This is a genomic window from Butyrivibrio sp., assembly GCF_017635265.1.
Lineage (GTDB): Bacteria > Bacillota > Clostridia > Lachnospirales > Lachnospiraceae > Butyrivibrio.
This window is the reverse complement of record NZ_JAGBLU010000100.1, coordinates 49,231-64,622: the sequence shown is the minus strand read 5'-3', so window position 1 is coordinate 64,622 and position 15,392 is coordinate 49,231. Positions and strand designations below refer to the sequence as shown.

Sequence of the window (15,392 nt, the reverse complement as noted above, 5' to 3'; positions counted from 1 at the left end):
ATTTTTGATTTCTTTACCCTTTCCATTTTCCTTGCAGCGGGTAAAAAGTTTAGTTTTTGTTTCTGTACCCAAGAAACATGTATTATTCAAAAAAGCTATTTACATTTCTCAAAAAACATGTTAACTTTTGTTTCGAAATCTTGAAAATCTTATATTTCTTTTGACATATTCATGTCGGATTTCAAAAAATAAGATAAGGAAACAAATATGGTAATAAAAGAAATTATGCAACACGAGAAGCATAGACTCGAAGAACAGCTTAATTCTATGAAAAAGAACTATGACAGGAACTCTTTTCCAAAAGGAAAAATCTCCTTCAGCAAAAATGGCAACACATATAAATTTTATATAATTACTGACACGGAACGCACTTACATTCCGGTGAAAGAAAAAGAGCTGATACAAAAACTTCTTCAGAAGAGATATTATGATCAAAAGATAGAATCCTATCAAAAAGAAATCCATGCTCTTGACCTGTATTTAAGGAGAAGTCCCACGGATCCTGATGATTTGCTGCGAAACCATCCCTCTCTCAAAAAAATCATATTGAATCAGTCACCCAATATGATCAATGTCACAGACACAACTGCCATTTTCTCCGATTCCCCCGATAAAGAATGGGCTCAATCAGATTATGAAAAAAGCTCTAATCATCCTGAAAAACTGATAATAGAAACACCGAAAGGTGATTTGGTTCGTTCCAAGTCTGAATCCATGATTGCTGATGAACTCTATAGATATGGCATCCAATACCGGTATGAAGAAAAACTCATCATCGGAAATGACATATTTTATCCGGATTTCACAACCAAAAACAAACGGACGGGGAAAAAATATATATGGGAGCACTTTGGCAAAATGGATGACATAAAGTATCTTGATAACAATTACCTATATAAAATTAACAGGTATGTCAAGGCAGGTTACATCCCAGGTATCAATTTCCTTGCCACTTACGAAGACAAACAAAACCCATTTTATCCGGCCAAAGCCAGTCAAATGATAAAACAGTATTTACTATAATACCTTTAAAGACCTTTAGACAATTTCCCATAAGCTCTCTATTAAATACCTTCAGACAATTTCCCGTAAGCTCTCTATCAACGTATCCATCTGCTCATCGGTACCGACAGTAATCCTTAGATATTCGCTAATGCGAGGCAAATCCCATCTTCTGACGATTATTCCCCGCTTTCGAAGTTCATCAAATATCTTTTTTCCTGAAACGTTTTTATGCCTTGCAAAAATAAAATTACTTGAAGAATCCGGGAAAATAAAGCCAAGTTCAGCTAACTGCGGCTTGATTCTTTCTCTTGTCGCAATTATCTTTCCGCATACATCTTTGAAATATTTATCATCAGCAAGCGTTGCAGCCCCAAGCTCAAGAGAAGTCCTGTTCATAGTGTATGAATTAAAGGAAAACTTCGCATCATTTAAATATTTTATCAATTTTTTAGAGCCGAAGGCAAAACCAATTCTCATACCGGCCATTGCTCTTGATTTTGAAAATGTCTGCACAACAAGGAGATTATCATACCTGTCTATAAGAGGCAGCGCACTTTTCCCACCAAAATCTATGTATGCCTCATCCACAATCACAACAACATCTCTGTTATTTTTTAGAATATCTTCTATCATATCAAGGTCTTCAATAAGCCCTGTGGGTGCGTTTGGATTAGGGAATATCACCCCTCCGTTTTCGACGTAATAATCTTCTCTTTTGATCCTGAAATCCTCATCAAGCAGAACCTGCTTATAGGGAATCTTATAAAGATCTGCCCATACATCATAAAAAGAATAGGTGATATCCGGGAAAAGAACCGGCTTATCAGAATTAAAAAATGTCAAAAAAGCCATCGAAAGAACATCATCAGAACCAACGCCTACAAATATCTGATCAGAAGGCATATTGTAATATTCTGACAACGCATTTATCAAAAGCCCTGAATTGGGATCCGGGTAAAGCCTTAAAGATTCATATTCAAAATTATCCAAAGCTCTCTTTACAGAGGGCGCCGGCGGATAAGGGCATTCATTTGTGTTTAATTTGATAATGTTGCTTATTTTAGGCTGTTCTCCGGGGGTATACGGAACAACTTTTCTGACATTTTCTTCCCAAGACATATTAAATCCTCCGTCGCTTTATTACTAATAGTTAATACTTTATTACTCTACCACAATAAAGCATAGTCTACCATAACAATCCAAAACTGGCAATCAATTTGTTATCAGTCCTTCCTGTTCTGTGTAAATACTAATTCGCTCACAGATCAATCTCACCCTCAAATACAGTAGTTGCAGGACCTTCCATGATTACAGGTGATGTAAGCTCACCATTCCAGGAAACTTTCACTTCACCGCCAAGGACATGAACTGTCACGTCATTATCAGTAAGCTTATTCAAAACGCAGGCAACACCGGTTGCACAACACCCCGTTCCGCAGGCAAGAGTCTCACCTGTTCCTCTTTCCCACACGCGCATGTGAACGTTGTTTTTATCATCAATCTTTACAAATTCTGTATTTACGCGCCTTGGGAAGAACTCATGGTTTTCAAACTTTGGCCCGATCTTCTCAATATCAAAATCCTCAAGGCTCATATCCTCAGGTAAAAAAACTACCGCATGAGGGTTACCCATTGAAACACAGGTCATGTGCCATATTTTGCCATCTACAGTAATCGGTTGATTAATCACTATATCCCCTGAAGCTTTCACAGGAATATCTTTAGGAGTAAGAATCGGTTCTCCCATATCAACCTTCACGGAAGATACCATTCCATCATCTCCAACAGTAAGGTCTATGAACTTTTTCTTTCCGGCGCTTACAATTGTGAGATTCTTTTTTGTTGTTAGCCCTTTATCATAAACGTATTTGGCAACGCACCTGATACCGTTTCCGCACATTTCTGAGCGTGAGCCGTCTGCGTTGTACATTTCCATTTCAAAATCAACACTCGCATCTTCAACAGGATTGATAAAAATCAGCCCATCCGATCCTATTCCAAAATGTCTGTCAGAAACTTTTACAGCAAGCTCTGATTTCTTTTCCTGAGAAATTTTCTCACTTTTTCCATCAACGTAAACATAATCATTTCCACAGCCATGCATTTTTGTAAATTTCATATTATCTATTAAGCAATTAAAGCGATAAGTCATTACTTTTCAGTTATTAAAAGTAACGATTAATTGCTTTCCTCCTTTCCACTAAAATCGGTACGTTCTTAGTTAAGATTCATGCCTTTATCATAATAGACCTCAAAAACATTTACAAGAAAAATGTATACAATTATACAAAAATAGTGTAGGATATTCACAAATTAAATTGTGCACGACCATAATCCATTTACATAGCACAGTTGGACAGGAGAACACACTATGTTTAAGCCAAATGAAGATTATTTAAAACTTCCCGGCAGCTACCTTTTTAGTACTATTGCCAAAAAAGTTGCCGCTTTTCAGGAAAAAAATCCTGATAAAAAGATCATACGCCTCGGAATTGGTGATGTCACAAAGCCTCTGCCCAAAGCAGTTATAGAGGCACTTCATAAAGCTGTTGATGAGCAGGCAGATGCAGCAACCTTTAGAGGATATGCCCCTGACCTTGGATATGAATTTCTTCGCCACGCAGTTGCTGAAAATGATTTCAGAGCAAGAGGCTGCGATGTTGCAGATGATGAAGTCTTTATATCAGACGGAGCAAAGAGCGATTCAGGAGCAATTCAGGAAATCTTTTCAAAGGACGCCAAAATTGCTGTCTGTGACCCTGTTTACCCTGTTTATGTTGACTCAAATGTAATGGCCGGAAGATGCGGTGACTATGATGAAAATACAGGAATGTGGAGCAATGTGATTTACATGCCATGTACAGCAGAGAACGGCTTTGCTCCTGAACTTCCAAGTGAAACACCTGACCTGATCTATCTTTGTTTTCCAAACAATCCCACAGGAGAAGCCATCACAAAGGATCAGCTTCAAAAATGGGTTGATTATGCCAATAAATCAGGCGCTGTCATTATCTTTGATGCTGCTTATGAAGCATATATCTCAGAGGATAACATCCCTCATTCAATCTATGAATGTGAAGGCGCCAGAACCTGTGCCATTGAGCTCAGATCTTTTTCCAAGAATGCCGGTTTCACAGGTCTTAGACTGGGAGCTGCTATCATTCCTCATGACCTTAAGGTTTCTTTCAACGGAAAAGAAGTAGAAATGCACAGCCTATGGGCAAGAAGGCACGGAACCAAGTACAACGGAGCACCGTATATTGTTCAGCGCGCCGGAGAAGCCATCTACTCTCCTGAAGGCAAGGTTCAGGTAAAAGAGATGATTGCATCATATATGAAAAATGCAAAATACATATATGACGGTCTCAAAGAAGCAGGCTACACAGTATATGGAGGCAAAAATTCCCCTTACATCTGGCTCAGGACTCCTGATAACATGACAAGCTGGGAATTCTTTGATTACCTCCTTGAAAAGGCAAATGTAGTTGGTACCCCGGGTTCAGGCTTTGGTCCAAGCGGAGAACATTATTTCAGGCTTACTGCTTTTGGCAGTTATGAAAACACAGTAGAGGCCATTAACCGCATCAAAGCACTGTAAAGCATACTTTCTTGTGACCGCCAAAATAAAATCCAATTGTGCCCATAGCTTTGTCTAGAGCTCGGGAGTATTCACAAAGAGACAGTAAATTCAAAATAATTCGCCTCATTTCCTTTCATGCTTATTCAAAACAGGAAATGAGGCTCTTATTATTTATTAACTGTCTCTATTGCTCATACTAAATCGCTCTATCCAAAGCTATGGGCACAATTGGATTTTTCTATTTACTGCACAAAAAGAAATTATTTTTATCGTAGAATAGTAGATTACTGCAAGTGGGAAACTTCTTACCATATGAGTATTCTCTCTTCAGGAGCAAGGTACATTCCATCGCCTTCTTTTACGTCGAACGCTTCATAGAATTCATCAAACTGCTGAGAAGTTACATTTACTCTTAAATAATCTAATGGATGCACATCCTGAGTGAGCTGTGAATAAATAGATTCATAAGTAGAAATATTCTTCCACACATTAGCATAGCTCTCAAAGAACTTTTTATAGTCAAAGCTTTCTTCCTTGGATGCCAGTGTAAGCATTGCTTTAAGGCCTGCCATGTCTGCAATTGCTTCAGTCTGTACCAGAGAACCGGTAACTTTTTCATCGCCAAATACTGTTATTCCATCGTAGTAGTTTATAAGTTTCTGCGCTCTTTCCTGGAAGGCACTGTAATCTTCATCAGTCCACCAATTGCTGTAATTACCATCCTTGTCAAACTGAGCTCCGTTTGTATCAAAAGCATGACTTATCTCATGTCCAATAACAGCTCCGATTCCTGCATATATCTCCTCTTTTGACTTTTCATCGCCATAAAAAACTCCATCAAGTATTCCAAGAAGAATGTTAATAGAATTGGCCGTTGGGTCATAGTAAGCATTAGTTTCAAGTGTTGACATACCTTCCCAGAGATTCTTATTTACAGTTCCGTTTGTTCGTTCTTTATCAAGCTCCCAACTAAAATCAGCAAGTGCTTTCTGTATTTCAAAATAAGTAAGACCATTTAAATCAAGGCCACTGTAATCCACGTATTCTTTTGGCTCAACCACATTGATTTCCAATGAGTCAAGTTTTCCCATTGCATATTCTCTTGTCTCGTCAGAAAGCCAGTCCTCGTTTTCGAGCATTTCCCTATAAACATCCGCTACATCTTTGCATAACTGCGTCACTTCTTTTTTTGTCTCAGTGACATCATACTTTGCCATATATGCCTTTTCCATAGCTTCAGGCAATGCTGCATTTACATATGCATATGCATATTTTTCATCAGAAAGAGTACCTGATGCACCATATATAGAACGCTGTGCCTCAAGTCTTGCATCGAATGCCTCTCTGTCAAGGTCAGTTGTACATCCCAAAACCGTCTGAACCATGAAATATCCCTTGATGTTCTCAAGGTTGTCCGATGTATAAAGATCTGAAATCTTCGCTAAAGCATCCGGCTCTGTTACAAGAAATACCTTCGCATTGTCGTAGCCATTTTCCTTTATAAATTCATCCATTGGGAAATTAGGAGCCAAAGCTGCCATTTCCTCAGGCTCATAATAGTTAAGTATCTTGTCATAGATTGCAGGATCGCTGCTTTCCAGTGAAGTATATACTTTCTCAGAAAGAGCTGACTCAAAAGAAAAGCATGCATCGTAATACTTATCAGCCTCTTCGTTAGTATATCCCAGCCTTGTCATCATATTGGAAAACAGGCTCTTGTAGGCATCATACTTTAGCTTTCCAACTGTGCTAAACTCTTTATACTCCGCAGAATCGCCCAGTAGAAGGTTTGAATGATCCACATTTGTCACATACCTTGATGAATCTGTCAAATCACCCACGTTTCCAATTCCAACCAAAGTAGGGGTAAAGTTTGACCTGTCATTATCCAATATGAATTCTGTTACATCTTCTATGCTTGAAAGAGATTCAATATCTTTAACAAATGGCTCCAATGGTGAAAGCCCTTTTGCATTTCGGTCATCCCAATCAAGAAAAGCATTATAATATGCTCTTGCAAGTTCAGCATCATGGCCGGTAATTGTCTCATCCTTCAAGGTTTCAAGTGCCTTATCATCAATTATCTGAGATACTTCAGTGAAGCTGTCATAAGAACTGTATCCATCCGGTATTTCTGCTGTGATTGCCCAGTCATAGTTAACCGCAAGATTCAGATCATCTTTTGCAGAAGCCTTATCACTGTTAACAACATTTTCTTTGATGTTGGAGTTTATCCATGGACTTCCCCCATCAATAACATAAGATGTGCCTTCAGCCTGCACTGTCTCTTCAGAAGACTCAGTGCTCGAAGCATCTGATGATGCATCTGCAGCCACCTCTTCCTTACTTTCACCCTCGGCAGGAGTTTCAGTCACCGCACTATCAGCTGCAGTTCCGCACCCGGCAAGTAACAAGCATCCTGTCAAAAGAGCTGCCAAAATCTGTTTTCTTTTCATAACATTTTTACTCCTTTTTCGTAATATCAATCAATACTATTTCTTTTATCGCATATATAATACAATTATGCAAGCGCACCCACCTACTTTCTAAAAGAAAAAGCCAGCGGAAGCCCCACGCCTCCACTGGCTGTATTGACTGAATATTATTTTACCATAATAATGTGCACTTATGCCTCATTATCTTGATCTATAAGCTTTTCCATGCTCTTATCAACGACAAATTCAGCATCTATCGTTATATCTTTTGCATTTCTAAAATAAGTATATCCCATTTTCATAGAATAGCGCCCTCTGTCAGATGGCCGCTCATCAAGAATAAGCTCTGTCTTGCCACTTTGATTCTTGAAAACAAATTTAGACTCAGTGATGCTGATATTTTCAATGGGTGAATACTCTTCTCCTGCCATGATTATCGGTGACTCACAGGTAATATTAATATGATCCATATTTATATCCCTGACTTTACCCGGCGTTTTGTGCTCCGAATCCCTCTTTGTTGCAGTAATCGCCAAAGGCTCTCCCTCGCCCCACCAGTTCCAGACGCCGCTTTTTCTGTTTTTGCAATCCACAAAGTTTCTGGTGGTACCGCGAACATGATGGATATCTATGTTATAAATCTCGCCGCCATCCCTTGACCAAATGCCAATGCCTCTGATGCAGTCACGAACTATACAGTCAGAGATGATTATGTCATGAATATCTCCAAAGGTCTCCGTTCCAATCTTTATTCCCGAACAATTGGAGGACAAAAGACATCCGTTAACCACAATATCCTTACAATCACCATACTTTTTATACATGGGAGTTGTGGATTTCAAAACAATACTGTCGTCACCTGTTTTAATCCTGCATCCCTTGATAATCACATTCTGGCAGCAATCCGGATCAATTCCGTCATTATTGGGGCCTCTTTTGTTGTTATCAATTACGATGTTCTCAATCCTTACATTTCTGCACCCTGCCATGTGAAGCGTCCAGAAAGCGGAGTCAAAAAAAGTTACATCTGTAACGGATAAATTCTCAACATCCTCCAGATAGCTCATTCGCGGTCTGAAACCTCTGACATTTAAAGGACTACCATTTTTAGCAGTCTCAGGATCATCATCGTCAAAAAAAGCATTCCTGCCCTGACCATCAATTGTTCCCGTTCCGGTTATGGCAATATTCTTTTCATGGAGAGCAAATAAAAAGCAACCGCCTTCCCAGCCGTCAACCTCATTGTCCTCGTCGCCATCCTTGAAATAATCGATAACATCCGCTTCATCAAGACTGGACAAAAGAACTGCTCCATGCTCTAAATGCAGATCAACATTGGACCTGAGGCGAAGGGTACCTGATAAAAATGTTCCTGCCGGCACCACAACTCTTCCGCCTTTTTCGGCGCAGGCATCAATCGCCTTCTGAATCGCAGATGTACATTTTGTTTTTCCGTCAGCTACAGCTCCATAATCAAGAATATTATAGGTCATTGCTACTTATATGCTCCTTTCCGGACAAATCTGTTTCCACACGTTTTCCTCTTTCAAAAGAAAAAATTTGTTTTCCGTCAATAACAGCATAAGCTTTATTCTGCTCATGTTCAAGCCTGTAAACATGCCCATTCATATGCTGTTCATATAAGCCTGTATCCTCTTTTACACTGCTCCAGATCAGCCTGTCCCTATGCACTACGACGCCATACATTCTGCTGATATATTCCAGAACCGCAAGCATCGCCGGTCCATAAGCGTCTTGCCCCCCTGCCACACTGTTAAGAGACGGTTTCATGGTAATGGGATCATACTGCTGCACAAAAACACAGTTTATACCAATGGCCTCAAAAAGCTTTCTTCCGAGCCTTGGAATAATATCATAATATCCGTAGTTTTCAAGGGCTGTTATGGCTCGCTGATATGTAAGGGCCTGAGACTGTCCACTCCAATTGTTCTCACCGTAATTTCTGTAGAGTGGGTCTGAAATTGACACAGATGGAAGCGGCATATTGGTCCAGAACTCTTTCTCATTCAAAAGATGCTTTTTAACAAATATTTCAGCTTCATCCCTTGTCATGCTGTTCCAATACATCATTCTGAGATTGTTATGCGTAAGCGTTGGAAGAAGCCTGTGATTTTTGTCTCTGTCAAAAAATGCTCCTTTTTCTTCATCCCACAGGATTATTTTTATTCTTAGTTTTAGTGCATCGGCATCAATTCTATGATATTCAAAAAGTGAGCTGTCGCCTTTTATTTGAGCTATCCTAGCCATAGTATCTTTGGCTGCATATGAAAAGCTCATAAAGTCCATAGAAGCCATAGGTACAACATCAAAGCCTCTCGGAGGCTTGTCGCTCTCCCAATAGTCCGGCGCATTTCCGTATCTTACAGCATTGTCTTCTCCGGTATCATATTTGCACCAGCTCTCAAGACAACCATCATTATCGGAATCCCTTACTTTCCACAGATATTCATCATATTTTCTAAGGACCTCATAGAGCTGATCCAGATACTCATTATTTTTTCCTGTCAGATAGTAAACATCCAAAGCAGGCCCCGGAAAGCAAAACCCCTGGAACTTGTCAAATTGAGGAATAAGCCTTCCATCTCTGCACTCTATACTGCCGGGAAGTCGTCCGTCTTCCCTTTGATGATCCATGAAGATTTTCTGATTGTTATAGGCAACTTCCAGATCTCTTTTTGCATACATAGCTCCGCCCATAGGCTGAGTCTCAATCCAGACTTTATTGTACCCTCCGCCTTCTATAAGAACTTTTTTTCCGGCAAAAGACTTTACGTTAAGCCTGCATTTTTCTTCAGCAGAGTCAAAAAGCTTTTGTATCAGCTTATTTGAAATCTCAAAAACCACTTTTGTCTCATCCATAAAGTCATCCTTTCAATCCGCTTGTTCCGATTCCTTCAACGAGATACTTGTTAAAGAAAAGGAATATCAAAAATACCGGCACCAGAGAAAGCGTAGACATGGCAAACATTGCACCGTAGTCAGTGACAGAAGCCGAATCCGCAAAAAGCTTTATGGCAATTGAAGCGGTATAGGACTGGGGCCTTGATAGGTACAGAAGCGGTCCCATGTAGTCATCCCATTTCCAGTAGAATTGAATAATGATAGTTGTAACAATTGCCGGTTTTAAAAGAGGAAGCACTATTCTTGAATAAATTCCGTATTTACTGCATCCGTCTATTTTGGCTGCCTCGTCCAGCTCCCTTGGAATCCCCTGCATAAACTGCATCATCTGATAGATGAAAAAGGCCTGACCGCAAAAATACGGAAGTATAAGAGGTACGTATCCCGGAACCAGCCCCAACCTATAGTAAATAAGATACTGCGGAATCATGATAACCTGTCCCGGTAGCATCATTGTTGCCAGCATAAATGTGAACCACAGATTCCTTCCCTTGAACTTTATTCTGGAAAAAGAATATGCTACAAGTGAGGATGAAAGTACTGTTCCAAAGGTTGCTACGGTTGTTACAAAAATTGAGTTTTTAAAGAATGTGGCAAATGTAGTTCCTCCAAAGCCCTTCCAGCCCGTATGATAATTTGATGATTTAAAATCCACAGGTATCAGGCTCAATGTTCCCCTTAGTATCTCTGAATTATCCTTAAAAGAGCCGCTTATCATCCAAAGAACCGGATATATCATCACAAATCCAAAGAGCAGCACCAAAATATGATATAAAGTTTTCTTTACAATTTTCTTTTCTCTCATTGCTGCCCCCTTTAACCTTCCGACTCACTAAATACCCAGAACTTTGATGTTCTGAATATCACAAGTGTAATAAGGCTCATTACGATAAGCATTACCCAGCTCATAGCACAGGCATAGCCCATATTGTTGTACTTAAATGCCTGGTTATAAACATTGAGGGCATATAGCATTGTGGCATTGTTTGGTCCACCACCGGTTATGACAAATGCCTGCGTAAATGTCATAAATGCTGAAATTGTCTGCATTATAAGGTTATAAAGGATAATTGGTGAAAGGCATGGAAGCGTTATCTTAAAGAACCTCTGAAAACCGTTTGCACCATCAATTTCTGCTGCTTCGTAGTAGGTTGTCGGTATTTCTTTTAACCCCGCAGCGAAAATTATCATGGATGAGCCAAACTGCCACACAGCCATGAGAATTAGCGGATAGATGGCAAGAGCTTCACTTCCAAACCAGTTAATCTTCTCAAATCCCATATTTACGAGAACTGAGTTAAAAAGACCTTTTCTGGCAAAAAGCTGCTTCCACACAAGGGCAACAGCAACTGACCCTCCAACCAGTGAAGGTACATAGTACAAGGATCTGTAAAGCGTAACCATCTTGCTTTTTCTGGTAAGGACAAATGCAACCAAAAGAGCAAAAGAAAGCTTTATGGGAACAGCTATAAAGACATACTGAAGTGTCTTGTTTATTGACTTTATAAACACCTCATCCTTAAAGAGCATAAAAAAGTTTTTTAGTCCCACAAATACTGCTATCTTGCTCCCAAGAGAATAATCAGTAAATGAATAGTATAGCGACATGCATATCGGAATAAATGAAAAGCACACAAATCCAAAAATAAACGGCGCTGCAAAAACATGTCCCACAACAATGTCGCTGTTAAATATACGGCTTAGCGACTGTGCTTTTTTATTCGTTTCTCCCATATTTAACTCCCCTTTTATGCATTCCTGAATTAAAAATCCAAGAATGTATATACCAAGTAATTTAATCCAAAAAGAAAATCCTGCTCGCTTATTTCTACGGGCAGGATTTAAAATCATTTATTACTTGAAAATAGCCTCGGCATCTGCATATGTCTTTTCTGCTGCTTCAGATGCTGTGATCTCTCCGTTTACAACCTGCTGAATGTAATTGAGGTAATTGTCCTGTACCTGATCCTGTCCGTCCGGAGAAAGAACGTTGTACTCCTTTGGTGTAGGCATCTTGCTGACTGAATCAACATAATCGTACATAATCTGCTGAGCCGGTGTTGCTGATGCAGCAAGTGCTGCTCTTACATCCTCGTTTGCGGGAATGCCTCTCTCAGCCTGAAGGATATTGTTGCAATCTATATCGTTTTCAAACCAGCTGATAAATGCTGCAGCGGCCTCTTTGTGCTCTGAATCCTGTGAAACACACAACATCTGGGAGGATTGGATCAAAGTTCCGGAGTTGCCGCTGGCAGTTACCTTTGGTAAATGAGCAAGTGCAAGCTCTCTTCCCTGTTCAGCACATACGTTGTAAATTGTTGGGAACTGGTTAACAGCAACCCAGGTCATAGCTGCTTCGCCTGTTACAAGGAAATCATTCTCGATGTTAGTAACTTCTGCTGATGCACCTGCATCCGGGTATGAACCCTTCTTTATCATGTCTGCTCTCATCTGAATAAATGGAGCAAGCATCTGTGGATCATCAAATCCCATTCCTGTGAGATCAAGGTTAAAGAAGCTGTTCTGTCCAAGGTCTCCCTGCTGAGCAATATATGTTGAGCAACCTGCGATGAAATCTGATGTAAGGAATGTTGATGAGCCAAAGATTCCAAGCTTTTCTGTAATGAGATCTGCTGCCTTCTGATAATCTTCCCATGTCCAGTCATCTGTAGGAAGGGCAGCTCCTGCCTCTTCAAACATAGCAGGGTCATATGCTATACCATAAGTGTTTATACCATTTGTAAGACCAAGCTGTGTTCCGTCAGTTTCTCTTGTAGTTTTAAGGTTCGCCTCGGAAATTTTGGAAACATCCACAACTCCTGAGGAAATGAACTCATCAAGTGGGTATATTTTATCAAGATACATAGGGAAGTTTCCGCCAAGCTGAAATACATCCCAAACTTCATCAGAAGCAACCAGTGTCTTTAACTTTGTAAAATAGTCATCAAATGAATAATACTCATATTCAATGTTTACATTGGGATTAAGGCTTTCATACAGCTCGATTGCTGCAATTGTCTTATCGTGTCTGTCCTGTGATCCCCACCATGCCATTCTGAGTGTGATAGGCTCGTCAGATGAAGGTGTCTCTGCAGACGCTTCCTCTTTTGCCTCAGCTGCAGGAGCTTCTTCCTTTGACTCAGCTGCAGGAGCCTGACTATCTGAAGGCGCCTGCGCAGGCTGGCTTCCACAACCAACAATTGAACCTGCAACCATAGCTGCTGCCAGTAAACAACTAACAATTCTCTTCTTCATGTTCCCCTCCTAAATCCTTCTCATCATACTGTTATTATTCTTTCCATCATTTAGAGCTGTAAAAATAGAACAAAAATGTTTGGATTGGTTTTGAGTATAGACCTTCTACTCAATAATAAAGACGTCTTTGTTGTGTAAATCTTACAACCCAAGGCGCCTTTATTCAATATTTTTAGGCGATTCTGACAATAAAGTGAAAACTAAATGGATTTTCAAACTATATTTACCGCACCCGGAAAACAGTTACTTTATGCGCGTTTCCTTGACAGATATACTTTTTCTGTACTGAAGCGGTGTAACAGTCATCTGCTTTTTAAATACTCTCTCAAAATATGTGAGGCTGTCATAACCAAGCCTGTTTGCAATTTCCGCCATACTCATTTCTTCATTCATAAGAAACTGCTTACTGGCTGCTATTCTGTACAGATTGATGTACTCTGAAATAGTAAAGTTTGTGACTTCCCTGAAGATTCTGCATAGATATGCCTTGCTCATATAAAACTGATCCGCAAGTGAGGATACGCTGTCAATCCTGTCATAATTCTCAGCGATATAATCCGCCACCTGATGTACCTTTCGCTGCTTCTCTACATGAGGTTTTATACCGATTTCGTCAAACTTACAGATTTTACTCTTTTCCCATTCGGATGCCCTTAAAAACATTTGCATTACTTCAAGCTTTATTTTGCCGGAGGTAGTGCTATCTCTTTTACCGGTTGCAAGTTTCTCTATGCCTGATATAATCCCCTGAACACAGGCATTATCCGATACCTGATACACTCCGTGGTGACTGCCAAAAAAGCTCTTTATATCAAATCCCAAAAGCCTGCATAGCGGCGCTATGGCACTTTCCTTCATTTCGATGAGAAGCCTGTCGTGACTGCTTCCGCCTATAATATTTGTCTTTGGAATCTTTGCTTTATCAATGATAGTAATTGTCCCCGGCATCATGCGATAGCAATTTCCATCTGAAAAGAAATATCTCTCTCCATCAAAAATGTATTGAATCTGGTACTCATTGTGATAATAGGAAATACTTGTGGTAAAATTCTGATTTCTACAGACTCTTCCTACTGCAACTCCGTCATACTCCCCTTTATATACTTCCTTGTACATCCTTCCTCCACCAAATATAAGTCATGACTAACTATAAACCGTTTATAATGCAAGGTGCATTTTTTGCTGTTTTTATATCAAAAATAGTGATTCTATTAAAACTTCTATGTGATAAAATGAAAAACAAAAACGAGGTTTTTACTATGACACTTAAAGAAATCAACATACGTGATCCCTTTGTATTACCTTATAAAGACACTTATTACATGTATGGAACCCGTGCAAAGACCTGTTGGGGACTTGCTGACGGTTTTGACTGCTATACCAGTAAGGACCTGGTAAACTGGGACGGCCCTTTTGAAGTATTCCACAAGCCTGAAAATTTCTGGGCTGACAAAAACTACTGGGCTCCTGAAGTACATATCTACAATAACACTTTTTACATGTTTGCGACATTTAATTCTGAGGCTCTTGATAAAAAAGGCACTATGATCCTGTCATCTGAAAGCCCTCTTGGACCTTTTAAGGTTCACAGTAACGGCAAAATAACTCCGGATGAATGGAACAGCCTTGATGGAACATTCTATTTATCTCCTGAAGGAAAGCCTTATATGATTTTCAGCCATGAGTGGGTAGACCTCGCAGATGGGGAGATTTGCTCTGTTGAACTCTCTGATGATCTGACTCGCCCCGTATCAGAACCAGTCACACTTTTCAAGGCGTCTCAGGCAAAACCATGGGTAAAGGGAATGAAGCATAGACTTCGCAATGAAATCTGCTACGTAACAGACGGTCCATTCATGCACCGTCTTGATAACGGAGAACTTATCATGCTTTGGGCAAGCATCTCGGAAGGCGGCTACGCAGAAGCCATTGCCCGCTCCGATAACGGAAACATTGACGGCAACTGGACCATAGACGAAAAGCCTCTTTTTGATAAAGATGGTGGCCACGGCATGCTCTTTAGAACATTTAAAGGCGAACTTATGATGGTTCTTCACCAGCCAAATGAAACACCCAAAGAACACCCTGTTTTCATACCGATTAACGAAGACTCGCTGGCAAGATAAAAAATATTTTTAAAGAATTTCATTATACAAAAATACCAACATAAGGACTAATGTCCCTGCGTTGGTATT

The 15,392-nt window shown here is 39.9% G+C and carries 12 protein-coding genes; 3 read left to right on the top strand and 9 right to left on the bottom strand.

All coding sequences use genetic code 11. The features are described from left to right. The first annotated feature begins 207 nt into the window (after positions 1-207). On the top strand, positions 208-1,023 hold the full coding sequence (locus J6O61_RS11940; protein WP_292213454.1) for a hypothetical protein: 816 nt from the start codon (positions 208-210) through the stop codon (positions 1,021-1,023). A gap of 51 nt (positions 1,024-1,074) precedes the next feature. Here J6O61_RS11940 and hisC read toward each other — a convergent pair whose 3' ends face one another. Together hisC and dapF are read right to left on the bottom strand one after the other, a co-directional pair. Next, the gene (gene hisC, locus J6O61_RS11935) at positions 1,075-2,124 is read right to left on the bottom strand and encodes a histidinol-phosphate transaminase (protein ID WP_292213452.1); all 1,050 of its coding nucleotides are present in this window, start codon (positions 2,122-2,124) and stop codon (positions 1,075-1,077) included. A 139-nt stretch (positions 2,125-2,263) separates the two neighbouring features. Beyond that, on the bottom strand, positions 2,264-3,124 hold the full coding sequence (dapF, locus tag J6O61_RS11930) for a diaminopimelate epimerase (protein WP_292213451.1): 861 nt from the start codon (positions 3,122-3,124) through the stop codon (positions 2,264-2,266). A gap of 252 nt (positions 3,125-3,376) precedes the next feature. Between dapF and J6O61_RS11925 the strand changes: the two genes are divergently transcribed. Then, positions 3,377-4,603, top strand: coding sequence for an LL-diaminopimelate aminotransferase (locus tag J6O61_RS11925; protein WP_292213449.1), 1,227 nt, complete (start codon positions 3,377-3,379; stop codon positions 4,601-4,603). A 287-nt stretch (positions 4,604-4,890) separates the two neighbouring features. Here the strand turns inward: J6O61_RS11925 and J6O61_RS11920 are convergent, their stop codons facing one another. From J6O61_RS11920 to J6O61_RS11890, 7 genes are all read right to left on the bottom strand, one after another. Then, the gene (locus tag J6O61_RS11920) at positions 4,891-7,041 is read right to left on the bottom strand and encodes a M13 family metallopeptidase (protein WP_292213447.1); all 2,151 of its coding nucleotides are present in this window, start codon (positions 7,039-7,041) and stop codon (positions 4,891-4,893) included. Between the two features lie 170 nt (positions 7,042-7,211). Next, the gene (locus tag J6O61_RS11915) at positions 7,212-8,513 is read right to left on the bottom strand and encodes a glycoside hydrolase family 28 protein (protein WP_292213445.1); all 1,302 of its coding nucleotides are present in this window, start codon (positions 8,511-8,513) and stop codon (positions 7,212-7,214) included. After that, on the bottom strand, positions 8,503-9,900 hold the full coding sequence (locus J6O61_RS11910; protein ID WP_292213442.1) for an MGH1-like glycoside hydrolase domain-containing protein: 1,398 nt from the start codon (positions 9,898-9,900) through the stop codon (positions 8,503-8,505). Before J6O61_RS11910 ends, J6O61_RS11915 begins: the two co-directional genes overlap by 11 nt. A 4-nt stretch (positions 9,901-9,904) precedes the next feature. Continuing rightward, on the bottom strand, positions 9,905-10,747 hold the full coding sequence (locus tag J6O61_RS11905; protein ID WP_292213440.1) for a carbohydrate ABC transporter permease: 843 nt from the start codon (positions 10,745-10,747) through the stop codon (positions 9,905-9,907). Positions 10,748-10,758: 11 nt separating this feature from the next. Continuing rightward, a complete protein-coding gene (locus J6O61_RS11900) occupies positions 10,759-11,676 on the bottom strand; it encodes a carbohydrate ABC transporter permease (RefSeq protein WP_292213438.1) in 918 nt (305 codons plus the stop codon). A 120-nt stretch (positions 11,677-11,796) separates the two neighbouring features. Next, entirely contained in the window at positions 11,797-13,197 is a 1,401-nt protein-coding gene (locus J6O61_RS11895) for an ABC transporter substrate-binding protein (protein ID WP_292213437.1), read from the bottom strand. 243 nt (positions 13,198-13,440) lie between these two features. Further along, positions 13,441-14,313: an AraC family transcriptional regulator gene (locus J6O61_RS11890; protein WP_292213436.1), complete on the bottom strand. Its 873-nt coding sequence runs from the start codon at positions 14,311-14,313 to the stop codon at positions 13,441-13,443. Positions 14,314-14,456: 143 nt separating this feature from the next. Between J6O61_RS11890 and J6O61_RS11885 the strand changes: the two genes are divergently transcribed. Beyond that, a complete protein-coding gene (locus J6O61_RS11885; RefSeq protein ID WP_292213435.1) occupies positions 14,457-15,323 on the top strand; it encodes a glycoside hydrolase family 43 protein in 867 nt (288 codons plus the stop codon). Positions 15,324-15,392 lie beyond the last annotated feature (69 nt).

Coding starts and splice junctions, on each gene's coding strand:
- J6O61_RS11920 (WP_292213447.1), bottom strand. CDS start 7,041: ATGAAAAGAAAACAGATTTTGGCAGCTCTTTTGACAGGATGCTTGTTA.
- J6O61_RS11910 (WP_292213442.1), bottom strand. CDS start 9,900: ATGGATGAGACAAAAGTGGTTTTTGAGATTTCAAATAAGCTGATACAA.
- J6O61_RS11895 (WP_292213437.1), bottom strand. CDS start 13,197: ATGAAGAAGAGAATTGTTAGTTGTTTACTGGCAGCAGCTATGGTTGCA.
- J6O61_RS11940 (WP_292213454.1), top strand. CDS start 208: ATGGTAATAAAAGAAATTATGCAACACGAGAAGCATAGACTCGAAGAA.
- J6O61_RS11900 (WP_292213438.1), bottom strand. CDS start 11,676: ATGGGAGAAACGAATAAAAAAGCACAGTCGCTAAGCCGTATATTTAAC.
- J6O61_RS11885 (WP_292213435.1), top strand. CDS start 14,457: ATGACACTTAAAGAAATCAACATACGTGATCCCTTTGTATTACCTTAT.
- J6O61_RS11925 (WP_292213449.1), top strand. CDS start 3,377: ATGTTTAAGCCAAATGAAGATTATTTAAAACTTCCCGGCAGCTACCTT.
- dapF (WP_292213451.1), bottom strand. CDS start 3,124: ATGAAATTTACAAAAATGCATGGCTGTGGAAATGATTATGTTTACGTT.
- J6O61_RS11905 (WP_292213440.1), bottom strand. CDS start 10,747: ATGAGAGAAAAGAAAATTGTAAAGAAAACTTTATATCATATTTTGGTG.
- hisC (WP_292213452.1), bottom strand. CDS start 2,124: ATGTCTTGGGAAGAAAATGTCAGAAAAGTTGTTCCGTATACCCCCGGA.
- J6O61_RS11890 (WP_292213436.1), bottom strand. CDS start 14,313: ATGTACAAGGAAGTATATAAAGGGGAGTATGACGGAGTTGCAGTAGGA.
- J6O61_RS11915 (WP_292213445.1), bottom strand. CDS start 8,513: ATGACCTATAATATTCTTGATTATGGAGCTGTAGCTGACGGAAAAACA.